Annotated in this window: 13 protein-coding genes; 5 read left to right on the top strand and 8 right to left on the bottom strand. The window is 70.3% G+C overall.

Annotated elements, in window-relative coordinates; translation table 11 throughout:
* Window positions 1-84 precede the first annotated feature (84 nt).
* The 4 genes from JAO81_RS35655 to JAO81_RS35640 all read right to left on the bottom strand — a co-directional run bounded on the left by JAO81_RS35655 (window position 85) and on the right by JAO81_RS35640 (window position 4,760).
* A complete protein-coding gene (locus JAO81_RS35655; protein ID WP_199552139.1) occupies window positions 85-1,749 on the bottom strand; it encodes an alkaline phosphatase in 1,665 nt (554 codons plus the stop codon).
* A 92-nt stretch (window positions 1,750-1,841) separates the two neighbouring features.
* Window positions 1,842-2,639, bottom strand: coding sequence for a thioredoxin domain-containing protein (locus tag JAO81_RS35650; RefSeq protein WP_199552138.1), 798 nt, complete (start codon window positions 2,637-2,639; stop codon window positions 1,842-1,844).
* Between the two features lie 43 nt (window positions 2,640-2,682).
* Window positions 2,683-3,366, bottom strand: a complete 684-nt coding sequence (locus tag JAO81_RS35645) for a hypothetical protein (RefSeq protein ID WP_199552137.1) — start codon at window positions 3,364-3,366, stop codon at window positions 2,683-2,685.
* Window positions 3,367-3,431: 65 nt separating this feature from the next.
* Window positions 3,432-4,760, bottom strand: a complete 1,329-nt coding sequence (locus tag JAO81_RS35640; protein ID WP_199552136.1) for a DUF2252 domain-containing protein — start codon at window positions 4,758-4,760, stop codon at window positions 3,432-3,434.
* A 158-nt stretch (window positions 4,761-4,918) separates the two neighbouring features.
* Here JAO81_RS35640 and dnaE point away from each other — a divergent pair, with 158 nt between their 5' ends.
* Complete coding sequence (gene dnaE / locus JAO81_RS35635) at window positions 4,919-8,461, top strand: DNA polymerase III subunit alpha (RefSeq protein WP_199552135.1); 3,543 nt, start codon at window positions 4,919-4,921, stop codon at window positions 8,459-8,461.
* A 92-nt stretch (window positions 8,462-8,553) separates the two neighbouring features.
* Here the strand turns inward: dnaE and JAO81_RS35630 are convergent, their stop codons facing one another.
* The gene (locus tag JAO81_RS35630) at window positions 8,554-8,730 is read right to left on the bottom strand and encodes a hypothetical protein (protein WP_199552134.1); all 177 of its coding nucleotides are present in this window, start codon (window positions 8,728-8,730) and stop codon (window positions 8,554-8,556) included.
* A gap of 276 nt (window positions 8,731-9,006) precedes the next feature.
* On the opposite strand from JAO81_RS35630, the gene JAO81_RS35625 reads away from it, so the two are divergent.
* The 4 genes from JAO81_RS35625 to JAO81_RS35610 all read left to right on the top strand — a co-directional run bounded on the left by JAO81_RS35625 (window position 9,007) and on the right by JAO81_RS35610 (window position 13,072).
* On the top strand, window positions 9,007-10,221 hold the full coding sequence (locus tag JAO81_RS35625) for an NYN domain-containing protein (RefSeq protein WP_199552133.1): 1,215 nt from the start codon (window positions 9,007-9,009) through the stop codon (window positions 10,219-10,221).
* A gap of 306 nt (window positions 10,222-10,527) precedes the next feature.
* A complete protein-coding gene (locus JAO81_RS43795; protein WP_199552141.1) occupies window positions 10,528-11,508 on the top strand; it encodes an ABC transporter ATP-binding protein in 981 nt (326 codons plus the stop codon).
* A complete protein-coding gene (locus tag JAO81_RS35615) occupies window positions 11,505-12,323 on the top strand; it encodes an ABC transporter permease (protein ID WP_199552132.1) in 819 nt (272 codons plus the stop codon). Before JAO81_RS43795 ends, JAO81_RS35615 begins: the two co-directional genes overlap by 4 nt.
* A 71-nt stretch (window positions 12,324-12,394) precedes the next feature.
* Complete coding sequence (locus JAO81_RS35610; RefSeq protein ID WP_199552131.1) at window positions 12,395-13,072, top strand: hypothetical protein; 678 nt, start codon at window positions 12,395-12,397, stop codon at window positions 13,070-13,072.
* A gap of 170 nt (window positions 13,073-13,242) precedes the next feature.
* Here JAO81_RS35610 and ybaK read toward each other — a convergent pair whose 3' ends face one another.
* Genes ybaK through JAO81_RS35595 form a run of 3 tightly spaced genes read right to left on the bottom strand, consistent with a single transcriptional unit; the run spans window position 13,243 to window position 15,486 of the window.
* Window positions 13,243-13,743: a Cys-tRNA(Pro) deacylase gene (ybaK, locus tag JAO81_RS35605; protein ID WP_199552130.1), complete on the bottom strand. Its 501-nt coding sequence runs from the start codon at window positions 13,741-13,743 to the stop codon at window positions 13,243-13,245.
* A 16-nt stretch (window positions 13,744-13,759) separates the two neighbouring features.
* On the bottom strand, window positions 13,760-14,509 hold the full coding sequence (locus JAO81_RS35600; protein ID WP_199552129.1) for an LON peptidase substrate-binding domain-containing protein: 750 nt from the start codon (window positions 14,507-14,509) through the stop codon (window positions 13,760-13,762).
* Between the two features lie 11 nt (window positions 14,510-14,520).
* Window positions 14,521-15,486, bottom strand: a complete 966-nt coding sequence (locus tag JAO81_RS35595) for a hypothetical protein (protein WP_233416391.1) — start codon at window positions 15,484-15,486, stop codon at window positions 14,521-14,523.
* Window positions 15,487-15,550 lie beyond the last annotated feature (64 nt).

Below are 15,550 nucleotides of genomic sequence, written 5' to 3'. Positions count from 1 at the left end.
GGGGGGGGGGGGGGGAATACACCCCCCGGGCCGGGGGGGCCGGGGGGGGCCCCCGGCCCCGCCCGGCCGGCCCCCCGCACCGGTTCAGCCGACCGGCTTGTCCGCACGCTCGATCCGCTGCGTACCGCTCACCGTGCGGTACGAACGCGCCCATCGCGCCGTGGCGTCGACATCCGTCTTGTTGGAAAGGACGTAGTAGTCCATCTGCGTCCGCGCCGCCGTCACATCGAGGACGCCGTAGCCGTGGCTGTCCATGTCCAGCCACTTCACATGGCGGTTGGCCGCCTTGATCGCACCGGCCGCGACCAGCGACACGGTCTGCGGGGCCACGCCCAGGATGTCGTCGATGTTGTCGGAGGTCACCGAGGTGACCACGAACTCCGTCGCGGCGGACTTCGAGAAGGGGTACGTGGCGGCCTTCACCGGTACGTCATTGGCCCAGGCCATATGGATGTCACCGGTCAGGAAGACCGTGTCCTCGATGGCGTGGTCCGTGAGGTGCGCGAGCAGTTCGCGGCGGTCGTCGGTGTAGCCGTCCCACTGGTCGACGTTGACGGCGAGGCCCTCCTTCGGCAGACCCAGCAACTCCGCGAGCGGGCCGAGGAGATGGGCCGGTACGGAGCCGAAGGCCATCGGCGAGATCATCACCGAGGTGCCGACCAGCTTCCATCGCGCCTGCGACTGCGAGAGCCCCTGCTTCAGCCAGTCCAGCTGCGCCCGGCCGGTGATCGTACGCTCCGGGTCGTCCACCGCACCGCTGCCGACGCCCGCCTGTTGGGAGCGGAAGGAGCGCAGATCGAGCAGATGCAGGTCGGCCAACTGTCCGTAGCGGATACGGCGGTAGACCGTCCCCTCGGTCGCCGGCCGCACCGGCATCCACTCGAAGTAGGCCTGTTTGGCGGCCCGCACGCGAGCGGCGTACGGACCTTCGCTGTCGGGGCTGTGATTCTCCGCGCCGCCCGACCAGGCGTCGTTGGCCACCTCGTGGTCGTCCCAGATCGCGATCACCGGGTGGCGCGCGTGCACGGCCCGCAGGTCGGCGTCCGTCTTGTACGTGCCGTGCCGCAGCCGGTAGTCGGCGAGCGTGAGGATCTCGTGCGCCGGCTTCTGCGCGCGCAGCACCTGGTCCGTCTCGGGGTAGCCGCCGCTCGCGTACTCGTAGATGTAGTCGCCGAGATGCAGCACCGCGTCCAGGTCCTGGCGGGCGGCGAGATGGCGGTACGCGGAGAAGTAACCCGCCTCGTAGTTGGCGCAGGAGACGACGCCGAAGCGGACACCGGCCGTCGGGGCGTCGTAGGCGGGGGCGGTGCGGGTGCGGCCGGTCGGCGAGGTCGTGGCGCCGGCCGTGAAGCGGAACCAGTAGTCGGTGGCGGGCCGCAGACCGCGCACATCGGCCTTGACCGTGTGGTCGGCGGCGGCCCGCGCGGTCACCGTGCCCTGCGCGACGGTCCGGGTGAAGGCCTTGTCCTCGGCGAGCTCCCAGTGCACGTCCGTGTCCGGCCCTGTGCCGGAGCCGGGAGTGGCCCCGGGTATCGGTGTCACCCGGGTCCACAGCAGGATCCCGTCGGGCAGCGGGTCGCCCGAGGCCACCCCGTGCAGGAGGGGGGGAGGCCCCGCGGCCTGTGCGGGCAGGGCCCCGGCCGCGAAGGGCGCGGCGACGGCGACGGTCGCGGCGGCCTTGACGACCGTACGGCGACGGGGAGTTGAGGCGGGAGTGGGCTCGTGAGGAGCCTGGAGTCTACTGGTCACGAACGCTGAGATTACTGATCAGTAAGCGCCAAGAGCGGGCGAACCGTGAAAGTTCGCCCGCTCTTAACGGATTGGCCCGATGTCGGCCGGAGTTACTTCGTCACGCCCGCCGACTTCAGCGCGGCATCCCAGGCCGCCTTGTCCGAAGGCGTCTCGATCTTCTTGTCGTTGATCTTGATGGTGGGCGTGCCGGTGACGTCCTTCGCGCTCTGGAAGGAGTCGCTCATCTTCATCGCCCAGGCGTCGTACGTGCCGTTCTTGACGTCGCTCTGGAAGTCGTTGTTGTTCTTCAGGCCGTCGACCGTGTCGGCCACCTTGATCAGGTAGTCGTCCTTGGCGAACTCGTCGGCGGACTCCTCGGGGTGGTACTCCTTCGAGTACAGCGCCGCCTTGTAGTCGAGGAACGCCTCGGGGCTGACGTTCAGGGCCGCGCCCAGCGCGCTCAGCGCGTTCTTGGAGCCCTCGCCGGAGAGGTTGCCGTCGAGGAAGGTGCCGATGGTGAAGGACAGCTTGTAATCGCCGTTCTCCATGCCCTTGTCGATGTCGGCGCCGATGGCCTGCTCCATCGAGGCGCAGGCGGGGCAGCGCGGGTCCTCGTAGAGGTGGACGGTGTTCTTCGCGGCGTCGCCGATGGTGACGGTCGAGCCGTTCTTGCCGGAGGTGTTCGCCGGGGCGACCACCTTGGCCTCGGCGGCCTTGTCCCAGCCGGACGGCTCGTTGGCCTGCATGATCAGGTAACCGGCGCCGGCCGCGACGGCAAGCACGCCGACGATGCTCGCGCCGACGATGATCTGCCGGCGTGCCTTGTCCTTCTTGACCTGCCGCTCGCGCTCGACGCGCAGCCGCTCACGGGCCGCGGCCTTGTTCGCCTGACTGTTGCGCTTGCTCATGACTGAATCTCCGTAAAAGGGTGGAATGCGCTTGACCGATGGCTCAGACAGCAGCCGGGCAAGGCGGACCACGCCGGCCCACGCAGTGGGCGATGAGCAGCGGAGACAGGGGGCGCGTCTGCTGGGCGGTGCGCACGACGCGTCGTACGGGGGTCGGCCGTGTGGTGACCGTGGCGACCGCGATCGCGAGCGGACGGAACGCCACCGCGACCATCGCGCGCACCAGCTGGGCGAAGGCCCGTTCGCCGCGGCGCAGCCAGGCCGCGGCGCCCAGGCCGATCACGACATGGGCCGCGAGCAGGATCCAGGCGGACGACGGATCGGCGGAGGCGAGCAGTTCGGCGGCCGGCTTGTGGCCGGCGCCCGCCGCCTGGGCGAGCGAGGCGCCCACATCGGAGCCGCCGCACAGGACGTCGAGGCCGAAGGAGCGCAGGGTGCCCGCGACCGGGCCGCCGGTCTGGCCGTAACAGACATGCTGACCGGTGGTGAAGACCGTGTCGGCGGCGAGCTCGAGGGGCACCACGAGCGCCGCGATCGACCAGAAGCCGCGCTCGCGTCCGGCGAGCAGATACGCCAGGACGAACACACCCCCGGCCACCGCGGCGATGGTGCCGAGCGGCAGCGGAACCTGCGAGAGCAGCACGTGGGAAGCGGCGGACAGCGTCACGACCAAGGCCGTGAAGAGCGCCGCCCGCAGCATCCTCGGCTGCGTCCCCGATATGTCCATCGCTGCGAGTCTGCCAGACGGATAAGTAAAGGTCGGCTCAGGGTTTCCTATGAGCGCCCGGACCGCTACAGACCCGGAATCCGTCCGTTACGGAACAGGTCCACGAAGGTCTGGTGATCCTGGCGGGCCCGCGCACCGTACTCGTGCGCGAACTCCACGAGCAGCGGCGCGAAGCCCTCCTCGTCGGCCGCGATCGCGGCGTCTATGGCGCGCTCGGTGGAGAACGGCACCAGGCCCGTGTAGCCGCTCTCGTCGTCGGCCGCCGCGTGCATGGTCGCGGTCGCCCGGCCGAGGTCGGCGACCACGGCGGCGATCTGCTCGGGGTCGTCGATGTCCGACCAGTCCAGGTCCACGGCGTACGGCGACACCTCGGCCACCAGCTGCCCCGAGCCGTCCAGCTCGGTCCAGCCCAGCCACGGGTCGGCGTGCTGCTGCAGCGCGCGCTGGGAGATCACCGTGCGGTGGCCCTCGTGCTGGAAGTACTCGCGGATCGCCTGGTCCATGATGTGCCGCGAGACCGCCGGGGTCTGTGCCTGCTTCATGTAGATCACGACATCGTTCTCGAGGGCGTCGGAGTTGCCTTCGAGCAGGATGTTGTACGAGGGCAGGCCGGCCGATCCGATGCCGATCCCGCGCCGCCCGACCACGTCCTTGACGCGGTACGAGTCGGGGCGGGTCAGCGAGGACTCCGGCAGGGTCTCCAGATAGCCGTCGAAGGCGGCGAGCACCTTGTAGCGCGTGGCCGCGTCCAGCTCGATCGAGCCGCCGCCGGGCGCGAAGCGGCGCTCGAACTCACGGATCTCCGTCATCGAGTCGAGCAGCGAGAAACGGGTCAGGGAGCGGGCGTCGCGCAGCGCCTTCAGGAGCGGGCCCTCGGCCGTGTCCAGGGTGAAGGGCGGCACCTCGTCGTCCTTGGCGCCGGTGGCGAGCTGGTGGATCCGCTCGCGGTAGGCGGCCGCATAGATCGTCACCAGCTCGGAGATCTGCTCGTCGCTGAGCGCCTTGGAGTAGCCGATCAGCGCGACCGAGGCGGCGAAGCGCTTGAGGTCCCAGGTGAAGGGGCCGACGTACGCCTCGTCGAAGTCGTTGACGTTGAAGATCAGCCGGCCCGTGGAGTCCATGTACGTGCCGAAGTTCTCGGCGTGCAGATCACCATGGATCCAGACCCGGCCCGTACGGTCGTCCAGGAACGGTCCGCCGTGCTGCTCACGCTCCAGGTCCGCGTAGAAGAGGCAGGCGGTGCCGCGGTAGAAGGCGAAGGCCGAGGCCGCCATCTTGCGGAACTTCACCCGGAACGCGGCCGGATCGGCGGCGAGCAACTCGCCGAACGCGGTGTCGAAGACGGCGAGGATCTGCTCGCCGCGCTCCTCGGCGCCCGTCTGCGTGACCGACATTCCTGGTGCCTCCTGGTGCAAAACTTCCCCGTCGGATGTTCCGTCCGTCCAACGCTCGAAGGTACCCGGAAGTGCCCGCGACCTGTCAGTGGCCGGACGTAGACTTCATGGCCGTCGCCCCCCTCAGTCGCCGAGCCTTAATCCGGAGGTCCTCCGCCGTGACCAAGCCGCCCTTCACGCACCTGCACGTGCACACGCAGTACTCGCTCCTGGACGGTGCGGCGCGGCTCAAGGACATGTTCCAGGCGGCCAACGACATGGGCATGACCCACGTCGCGATGACCGACCACGGCAACCTGCACGGCGCGTACGACTTCTTCCACTCGGCCACCAAGGCGGGTGTGACGCCGATCATCGGCATCGAGGCCTATGTGGCCCCCGAGTCCCGGCGCACCAAGCGGAAGATCCAGTGGGGCCAGCCGCACCAGAAGCGCGATGACGTGTCCGGTTCGGGTGGTTATACCCACAAGACGATCTGGGCGGCGAACAAGACGGGTCTGCACAACCTCTTCAAGCTCTCCTCGGACGCGTACAAGGAGGGCTGGCTGCAGAAGTGGCCCCGTATGGACAAGGAGACGATCTCCCAGTGGTCCGAGGGTCTGATCGCCTCCACCGGCTGCCCGTCCGGTGAGCTGCAGACGCGGCTGCGCCTCGGCCAGTTCGACGAGGCGCTCAAGGCGGCCTCCGAGTACCAGGACATCTTCGGCAAGGACCGGTACTTCCTGGAGCTGATGGACCACGGCATCGAGATCGAACGCCGGGTCCGCGACGGCCTGTTGGAGATCGGCAAGAAGCTCGGCATCCCGCCGCTGGTCACCAATGACTCGCACTACACGTACGCGCACGAGTCGACCGCGCACGACGCCCTGCTGTGCATCCAGACCGGCAAGAACCTCAGTGACCCCGACCGCTTCCGCTTCGACGGCACCGGCTACTACCTGAAGTCGACCGACGAGATGTACGCGATCGACTCGTCGGACGCCTGGCAGGAGGGCTGCGCCAACACCCTCCTGGTGGCCGAGCAGATCGACACCACCGGCATGTTCGAGGCCAAGAACCTCATGCCGAAGTTCGAGATCCCGGACGGCTACACCAACACCACCTGGTTCAAGGAGGAAGTGCGGCGCGGCATGGCCCGCCGCTACCCCGACGGTGTCCCCGACGACCGGCAGAAGCAGGCCGAGTACGAGATGGACATCATCATCCAGATGGGGTTCCCGGGGTACTTCCTCGTCGTCGCCGACTTCATCATGTGGGCCAAGAACAACGGCATCGCGGTGGGTCCGGGCCGAGGCTCCGCGGCCGGCTCGATCGTCGCGTACGCGATGGGCATCACCGACCTCGACCCGATCACGCACGGGCTGATCTTCGAGCGGTTCCTCAACCCCGAGCGCGTCTCGATGCCCGATGTCGACATCGACTTCGACGAGCGTCGGCGCGTCGAAGTGATCAGGTACGTGACCGAGAAGTACGGCGCCGACAAGGTCGCCATGATCGGCACCTACGGAAAGATCAAGGCGAAGAACGCCATCAAGGACTCCGCCCGCGTGCTCGGTTATCCGTACGCGATGGGCGACCGGCTCACCAAGGCCATGCCCGCCGACGTCCTCGGCAAGGGCATCGACCTCTCCGGCATCACCGACCCCAAGCACCCGCGCTACAGCGAGGCGGGCGAGATCCGGGGGATGTACGAGAACGAGCCTGACGTCAAGAAGGTCATCGACACCGCCAAGGGCGTCGAGGGCCTGGTCCGGCAGATGGGCGTGCACGCCGCCGGCGTCATCATGTCCAGCGAGCCGATCATCGACCACGCCCCGGTCTGGGTGCGGCACACCGACGGCGTGACGATCACGCAGTGGGACTACCCGCAGTGCGAGTCGCTCGGCCTGATCAAGATGGACTTCCTGGGCCTCAGGAACCTCACGATCATGGACGACGCCGTCAAGATGGTGAAGGCCAACAAGGGCGTCGACCTGGAGATGCTGGCCCTTCCGCTGGACGACCCCACGACGTACGAACTGCTCTGCCGCGGTGACACGTTGGGTGTGTTCCAGTTCGACGGCGGCCCGATGCGTTCGCTGCTCCGCCAGATGCAGCCCGACAACTTCGAGGACATTTCCGCCGTCTCGGCCCTGTACCGGCCGGGCCCGATGGGAATGAACTCGCATACGAACTATGCGGAGCGCAAGAACGGCCGCCAGGAGATCACGCCGATCCACCCGGAGCTCGAAGAGCCCCTGAAGGAGACGCTCGGTCTGACGTACGGCCTCATCGTGTACCAGGAGCAGGTGCAGAAGGCCGCGCAGATCGTCGCCGGCTATTCGCTCGGTGAAGCCGACATTCTGCGCCGAGTGATGGGCAAGAAGAAGCCCGAGGAGCTGGAGAAGAACTTCGCGATCTTCCAGGCGGGCGCCCGGAAGAACGGTTATTCGGACCAGGCCATCCAGGCTCTGTGGGACGTTCTGGTCCCCTTCGCCGGCTACGCGTTCAACAAGGCGCACTCCTCCGCGTACGGCCTGGTCACCTACTGGACCGCGTATCTGAAGGCGAATTACCCGGCCGAATACATGGCCGCGCTGCTCACCTCGGTGAAGGACGACAAGGACAAGTCGGCCGTCTATCTGAACGAATGCCGGCGCATGGGCATCAAGGTGCTCCCGCCGAATGTGAACGAATCCGAGCAGAACTTCGCGGCGCAGGGCGACGACGTGATTCTCTTCGGCCTTTCCGCCGTGCGCAACGTCGGTACAAATGTCGTCGAGTCGATCATCCGCAGCCGTAAGGCGAAGGGGAAGTACGCGTCGTTCCCCGACTATCTCGACAAGGTCGAGGCCGTCGCCTGCAACAAGCGGACCACCGAATCGCTCATCAAGGCGGGCGCGTTCGACACGATGGGGCACACCCGCAAGGGCCTCACCGCGCACTACGAGCCGATGATCGACAACGTCGTGCAGGTCAAGCGCAAGGAGGCCGAGGGGCAGTTCGACCTCTTCGGCGGGATGGGCGACGAGGACGCGGCGGACGAGCCGGGCTTCGGGCTCGACGTCGAGTTCTCCACCGACGAGTGGGAGAAGACGTATCTCCTCGCGCAGGAGCGGGAGATGCTCGGTCTGTACGTGTCCGACCACCCGCTCTTCGGCCTCGAACACGTCCTGCAGGACAAGGCGGACGCGGGCATCGGACAGCTCACCGGCGGCGACTACTCGGACGGTGCGATCGTCACCATCGGCGGCATCATCTCGGGCCTGCAGCGCAAGATGACCAAGCAGGGCAACGCATGGGCGATCGCCACCGTGGAGGACCTCGCGGGCTCCATCGAGTGCATGTTCTTCCCGGCCACCTACCAGCTGGTGTCCACCCAACTCGTCGAGGACGCCGTGGTGTTCGTCAAGGGCCGCCTCGACAAGCGCGAGGACGTGCCGCGCCTGGTCGCGATGGAGATGCAGGTGCCGGATCTGTCCAACGCGGGCACCAACGCGCCAGTGATCATCACGATCCCGACCGTCAAGGTGACCCCGCCGATGGTCACCCGCCTCGGCGAGATCCTCGGCCACCACAAGGGCAACTCCGAGGTGCGGATCAAGCTCCTGGGGGCCCGCAAGACCACCGTCCTGCGGCTCGACCGGCATCGCGTACAGCCCGATCCGGCGCTGTTCGGCGACCTGAAGGTGCTGCTCGGACCGTCCTGCCTGGCGGGCTGACCGGCCGCTGTAACGGATGAGTTGATACGCCGAGGGGCGCGCCCATGACGGACGCGCCCCTCGGGTGTGTCTGGACCGGACCTAGCCGATGCTCAGTTGTGGCCGAACTTCTTCTGGCGCTTACCAGGGCTGCCGCCGGCGAACTGCGAGGGGCTGGGCGCCTGCTCGGCCGCGGATTCGACCTGCTCGGCACCGCGCTCGGCCTGCTCCTGCTGCGCTCCGCGCTGCTGCTGGCCGCGCTGCTGCTGACGGTTCTTGTTCTTGGCCATGGTGATCTGCCTCCTGAGGGGGATCTAGGGGCCAGGGCCGAGTCCACATTCACATATGACGACATGCACCGCATTTTGGATAATTACCGTGCGTAATAAGGGCTGTCGGAGAGTGGTCTGTACGTAAGTTCCGGATACGCCACGCCGAAGATCGAGTTCCGGCCGTTAACCTCCGCGCCTTCGGGCAGACTCGAAGACAACCCCGTTGCAAACCCGCCCCGCATTCCCGCCTTACGCGGGAGCGTCCCGGGGCCTTTTGGGAAGAGGGTGGAACTCGTGGACCGCTGTGTCGTCCTGGTGGACGCCGGCTACTTGCTGGGCGCCGCCGCGAGCCTGCTCGCCGGAGAACCCTCACGGTCGCGGATCACCGTCGACCACTCCGCCCTCATCCAGGCCCTGCGAGAACGCGCCGAGTCCGATACGCAGCAGCCGCTGCTGCGGATCTACTGGTTCGACGGCGCCCCCGACCGCGTACCGCAGCCCGAGCACCGGCGGCTGCGGGTCATGTCCCGGGTCACCGTGCGCCTGGGCGCCCTGACCCGCAGCGACGGGCGCTGGGCGCAGAAGGGCGTGGACGCCGCGATGCACGCCGAGCTGACGGAGCTGGCGCGCAACCGGGCCTGCTCGGACGTCGTGCTGGTGACGGGCGACGGCGATCTGCTGCCGGGCCTGATGTCGGCCAAGGAGCACGGGGTCGCCGTGCACCTGTGGGCCGTGCAGGCCGCGGACGGTGATTACAACCAGTCCGAGGACCTCGTCGCCGAGGCCGACGAGCGGCGCGTACTCGACCGTGCGTGGATCACCCAGGCCGTACGGCCCAGGGACCGCGGGGGAGCCTGCGCCCCCCCGCCCGTGCCCCGGCCCGAGACCGCCGCGATCCTGCCGGCGCCGCTGCCGGACTCGGCGCTCGCCGCGGCGGCCGAGCGGTCCGCGGAAGCCGCCGCGCAGAACGGGTCCGCCGAGCACGAGTCCGCGGAGCGGCACACCCCGGCGAAGGGGGTGCCCACGCCGAAGGACCTGGCGGCGCTGCGGGCGCCCGGCGCCGGTGCGGCGGCTCCGCACCCGCCCAATGCCACGCTGCGCTGGTCCTCCGACAAGGGCTGGGTCGACCGGCCGGGAGCGCCGTCCGAGCCGGCCGAGGTCGCGTCGCTGCCGACGCTGGCGCAGGTGACGACCGCCGAGCAGCGGTGGGCGGACCGCGAAGAGGACATCACGACCGTGGGCGGGGATCCGTACGAGGTCGGACAGGTCTTCGCACGGCGGTGGCTGGCGCGGCTGCCGGATCCGGCGGGGCGGCAGAAGCTCACCGTGCTCTACCCGCGGATTCCGCATCGGATCGATGGGGAGCTGCTGCGGTATGCGGCGCGGTTCGGGCTGCTGGCGCACAAGGACGATCAGATCGATGAGCATGATCGGTATGCGATCCGGGCGGGGTTCTGGCGGGAGATCGATGTTCGGACGGGGGCGGGGGAGCCGGTGGCTGCGGAGTGAGGGTGGGGGAGCCGGTACCTGCGGAGTGAGGGTGCGGGTGCGTCTGGGTTGGGGTGGGTGGCGCCTGCGGCGGGCTTTTTCTCCCCGACCCGCCCCTTCCCGAAACCGAGGGCTTTGTCCCCGCACCCCCTGCATCCGAACTTCGTTCGGATCTGCTCAAGCGCCGCAGGGGCTGAGTGGGACTGAGGTGGGGCTGAGTTGGGACTGAGTTGCGGGGCCGGGGGGCGAAGGGCCCGGGTCGGTCCCGTAGGCTGCTCGGTCGTGAGTGCACGCACAGGATTGGTCCAGGAACACAGCAACGAGGCTGTGTGCGTCGTGCGTGACCTTGTCAAGACGTATCCCGCCACGCGCGCGCGACGCGGACAGCCCGCGACGCCCGAGGTCAGGGCGACGGACGGGATCTCGCTCGACGTACGGCGCGGGGAGATCTTCGGGCTGCTCGGACCCAACGGCGCGGGCAAGTCCACCCTCGTACGGCAGCTGACCGGGCTGATGCGGCCCGATTCCGGCAGCGTCGGGATCCTCGGACATGACATCGTGCGCCACCCGGAACGTGCGGCCCGGCTCCTCGCGTATCTCGGGCAGGAGTCGACCGCGCTCGACGAGCTGACCGTCGCCCTTGCCGCCGAGACCACGGCGCGGCTGCGCGGGCTCCCCCTGAAGGACGCCCGTGCCGAGCGGGACGCCGTGATCGAGGAGCTCGGGCTCGGTGCGCTGGCCGCACGCCCGCTGAAGAAACTCTCGGGCGGCGAGCGGCGGCTCGCCTGCTTCGCCACCGCGCTGGTCGGCGAGCGCTCGCTGCTCGTGCTCGACGAACCCACCACCGGGATGGACCCCGTCGCCCGCCGCGCCGTCTGGGCCGCCGTCGACCGGCGCCGGGCCGAGCGGGGGACCACCGTGCTGCTCGTCACGCACAACGTGATCGAGGCCGAGACCGTGCTCGACCGCGTGGCCGTCCTCGAAGAAGGGCGCGTCATCGCCTGCGACACCCCCGGCGGCCTGAAGAGCGCCGTCGCCGGAGAGGTCCGGCTCGAACTCGTATGGCGGGAGCGGGCGCCGCTCGACGTTCCCGAGGTGTCCGCGCTGCGCGCCAGTGCCGAGGAGACCGGCCGGCGCTGGACCCTGCGCCTGGGGCCCGAGGAGGCGCGGGCCGCCGTCGCCGCCGTCACCGGGGGCGAGGCCTTCGCGGCACTGGACGACTTCACCCTGGCCACGCCGAGTCTCGAGGATGTCTATCTCGCACTCGGCGGCCGGACCGAGAGAGCAAAGGGGCTGGTGAAGGCGTGAGCGTGGTGCCTGTCGAGGCCGCCGGCGGGGCGGTCACCGCCGCCGGCAAGCGCGCGGAGGAGACCGAACTCGCCCCGCGGGCGCGGCTGCTGCCGTCGCTCGCCGCCGTGTACCGCGCCCAGCTGTCGCGGGCCCGGGTGGCCCGTATCCCGCTGCTGTTCGTGGCGACCTTCCAGTCCGTCGGAATCATGATCCTGATGCGCGGTGTGGTCGACGGCGGAACCGAGGCGCGGGCCGTCGTCGCCGGGTCCTCCGTCCTCGTCGTCGCCTTCGTCGCGCTGAACCTGCTCGCGCAGTACTTCGGGCAGCTGCGGGCCAGCGGCGGGCTCGACCACTACGCGACCCTGCCCGTACCGCCCTCGTCGGTGGTGCTCGGGGCGGCGGGCGCGTACGCCTCGTTCACCGTGCCCGGCACGATCGTCACCGCCGTCGTGGGCAGCGTCCTGTTCGGGCTGCCGCTGACGCATCTGTGGGTGCTCCTCGCCGTCATCCCGCTCGCGGGAGCCGCGCTCGCCGGACTCGGCGCGGCGCTTGGGCTCCTGGCGCCGCGGCCGGAACTGGCCACGCTGCTCGGCCAGTTGGGCATGTCCGCGGCGCTCCTGCTCGGGGTGCTGCCCGCGGACGGGATGCCCGTGCTGCTGCAGTACGCGCGGGATCTGCTGCCCTCCACGTACGGCGTCGAGGCCTTTGCCCGTACGTTCGACAGCAGCCCGGACTGGTCCGCGGTGGCGCTCGACCTCGGGGTCTGCGCCGGCGTCGGGGTGCTCTCGCTGGCGGTCGCGACCTGGGCCTACCGCAAGGCCGCGGTGCGCTGACCGCGGGCCCGCGACCCCCGATCGGCGGCCCACCCCCTGGGCCCGGCGGCGAGGCCTGGCACGATGGCAGGGTGACCGCACCCCACACACCGCCCCAGCAGCCGCACACGAACCAGCCGAGCGACCCCTGGCAGGCCCCGCCCCGGGTGCCCGCCGAGTCGTACGCGGCCGGCGGCCCCGGGCTCGCCACGGAGGTACGGGACGCCGCCCTGACCGTCCTGGGGCTCGCGGTGACCGGGGTCGTGCTCGGGGTGCTCTGGGTGTGGCTCACGCCCCATGTGCCGCTGATCTCGGACGGCAAGTCCGTCTTCCTCGACGACACCGAGGGGGAGCAGGCGATCGGTGCGGACGGCACGTTCATCCTGCTCGCCCTGGCCTGCGGCGCCGTCACCGGAGCGCTGGTCTTCCTGCTGCGCCGGCACGGCGGCATCCCACTGGTGGTCGCGCTGGCCGTCGGCGGTCTGCTCGCGTCGGTGGTCGCCTGGCGGCTCGGTCTGGTCTTCGGTCCCGGCGACGATGTCGTGGCGCGCGCGAAGGCGGCCGGTGAGGGGGTGGCGTTCGACGCGCCGCTCGAGCTGAACGCCAAGGGGGCGCTGCTCGCCTGGCCGATCGCCGCGCTCGCGGTGCATCTGGCGCTCACGGCGCTGTTCGGGCCGCGGGATCCCGAGCCGGCCCAGGCGGCGGGCTGGGACGCCCCGCAGCCCCCGCAGCCCAAGGACGGCTACGGGACGCCGCAGGGTCCGAGCTAGGGCCTGTCGTGTGGGCTCAGGCCCTACTCGTGTGGCTCAGGCCCTAGGCCGGGCGCCTTCCGTGGTTGGCCTTGCCCTTTTTGATCCGCCACTTCCGCTTGCGCGTCTTCTTCGACATGTTCTCGGTACTTAACCGAGAACGGGCGGTACGCCTAGGGGTCCCGCAAGCCTCAGCCGCGGCCGATCGGTGCGAGCACCGCGTCCGTGAGGGTCGCGAGGTCCGCCGGGGACAGCTCGACCTCGAGGCCGCGGCGGCCCGCCGAGACGCAGATGGTGGCGTGCGCCGAGGCCGAGTCGTCGAGGACCGTACGCAGCTTCTTGCGCTGGCCGAGCGGGGAGATGCCCCCGCGTACGTAGCCAGTGGTCCGCTCGGCCGCCGCAGGGTCCGCCATCGCCGCGCGCTTGCCGCCGACGGCGGCGGCGAGGGCCTTGAGGTCGAGGCTGCCGGCCACGGGGACGACGGCGACGGTCAGGTCGCCGTCGACGTCCGCGGCGAGTGTCTTGAAGACCCGCTCGGGCGAGACGCCCATCGCCTGGGCCGCCTCCTCGCCGTACGAAGGGTGGGCGGGGTCGTGTTCGTAGCTGTGCACCGTGAACGCGGTGCCCGCGGCCGTCAGTGCCACCGTCGCCGGGGTGCCTGCGGACTGCTGCTTCCTGGACTTCTTCGCCACCGTGGTGCTCCGCGCGTCAGTTGAGGCTGGTCGGCGCCCGGGTCAGCTCGACCGCGGGCAGCGAAGGCAGGTTACGGAGCAGGGCGGTCTCGGTGCGAAGGAGTTTCAGCTCCTCGCGCAGCCGTCGCGCCGTGTCAGGGGCTTCGAGCAGGCGCTGCTTCGCCGGTACGTCGAGCACGGCCGCGGCCGCCACCAGGTACGACACCACCGAGGGCTCGTCGGGCAGCTCGGCCCCGGTGGCGAGGGAACGTTCACGGGCTCCGGCCAGGCGCTTCTGGTAGTTGCGGAAGGCCCGCAGGACGCCCTCGGCCAGCGCACCGGCCTCCTCGCCCTGCTCCTCGGGGAGCTCTTCGAGTTCGGCGGTCAGATACTCGCCGCTCGCGTCCACCGAGACCAGACGGACGCGGGTGGTCCCGGTCGCGAGGACCTCGAAGCTGCCGTCGGCGCGCTCGCGGACGGTGGCCGCGTCCGCGATACAGCCCACCGAGTGGAAAGCCTTCGCCGGGTCGGCGCCGAAGCCGGCCGCGGGGCCCTTCTCGACGGTGGCCGTCTGGTCCGGGAGGCCGGGCGCAGCAAGGGCGACCTCGTGGCCGTCGCGGATCGCCACGACGGCGAAACGGCGCGGTTCCTCCGAGTCTTCGGGGACGGACTTCAACAGATCGCGCATCATGGCCCGATAGCGCGCCTCGAAGACGTTCAGGGGCAGCACGAGTCCCGGGAACAGCACGGTGTTCAGCGGGAAGAGCGGAAGCCGGACGGTGGTCACGACTCTCTACCTTAGTGGCCCCGAGCTGCCTGTTTGGCCGGTGTGCGCAGGGGGGTCGCTGCGGCGACCTCGAGGCGGACACCGTCGCGGAGCTCGAGGAACTGGCCCAGCGGGTCGTCCGAGACACGGTCCCAGGGGAACGAGGTGGCGTACGGGCCGATCAAGTGCAGCTGGTCCAGGGCGTCCTGCCAGCGTCCGAGGCGGATCAGGACGTACGTGAGGAGATTGCGCACCTCGGCCGGGTACGGGTCGCCGGGCTCGTAGCCCGCGGAGAGCGCGATCGCGCGGTCGGCGGCCGCGTCGAGGCGCCTGCGGGGGACGGTCGAGCCGGGGCCCGTGAGGTACGCGAGGGCGGCGCGGGCCGGCAGGGCGTGGATCAGCGAGCCGGGCAGCGCGCCCTCGGCGGCCTGCTCGGCGAAGTCGAAGCACTCGCGGTGCGAGCCGTACCAGGCGGCCGAGAGGTACTGCACCGCCGAGGTGTGGCAGCCGTAGTGGTGCGAGGCGCGGTCTATGGCCTGCTGCCACAGCGCGTCGAAGACGGTGCGCGAGGCGTGGGTGCCGCGGGCGTGGTCGAGCGCGAGCCGCCACGGCACCGGGTCACGGGGGTGGCCCTCGGCGGCGGCGCTGATCAACGGTGCCGCCTCGCGAAGCAGTTCCGCGTACGCGGGGGACTCCCAGGCGCGGCCGAGGGCGAGCTCGGCCTTCACCAGGAGGGCGTCCGGGTCGTACGGGCGGTCCGCGAGCCAGTGCTCGAACCAGTCGGGACGGTGGCGGGCGAAGGCGGCGAGGCGGCGGGTGTACAGGTCGCGGTTCTCCCACGCGGCCTCCTCGCGGGTGGCCCCGAGCAGGCTGGCGGGGGGGGGGGGGTCCTCCCCGCGCGCCCCCGCGCGGGGGGGGGGGGGGCGGCGGGGGTGGCGGAGCGCGACCCGCCACGGCACGGGGCCAGGGGGGTGGCCCCCGGCGGCGGCGCTGACCAACGGTGCCGCCTCGCGAAGCAGTTCCGCGTACGCGGGGGACTCCCAGGCGCGGCCGAGGGCGAGC

The sequence above is a fragment of the Streptomyces sp. N35 genome (assembly GCF_016464295.1).
Taxonomy (GTDB): Bacteria; Actinomycetota; Actinomycetes; order Streptomycetales; family Streptomycetaceae; genus Streptomyces.
Note: the sequence above shows the minus strand (reverse complement) of the source record. Positions and strands in the feature narration are given on the sequence as shown.

Bases quoted from the DNA above. Each gene is read 5' to 3' on its own strand.
- JAO81_RS35650 (WP_199552138.1), bottom strand. From the start codon at position 2,639: ATGAGCAAGCGCAACAGTCAGGCGAACAAGGCCGCGGCCCGTGAGCGG.
- JAO81_RS35645 (WP_199552137.1), bottom strand. From the start codon at position 3,366: ATGGACATATCGGGGACGCAGCCGAGGATGCTGCGGGCGGCGCTCTTC.
- JAO81_RS35640 (WP_199552136.1), bottom strand. From the start codon at position 4,760: ATGTCGGTCACGCAGACGGGCGCCGAGGAGCGCGGCGAGCAGATCCTC.
- JAO81_RS35630 (WP_199552134.1), bottom strand. From the start codon at position 8,730: ATGGCCAAGAACAAGAACCGTCAGCAGCAGCGCGGCCAGCAGCAGCGC.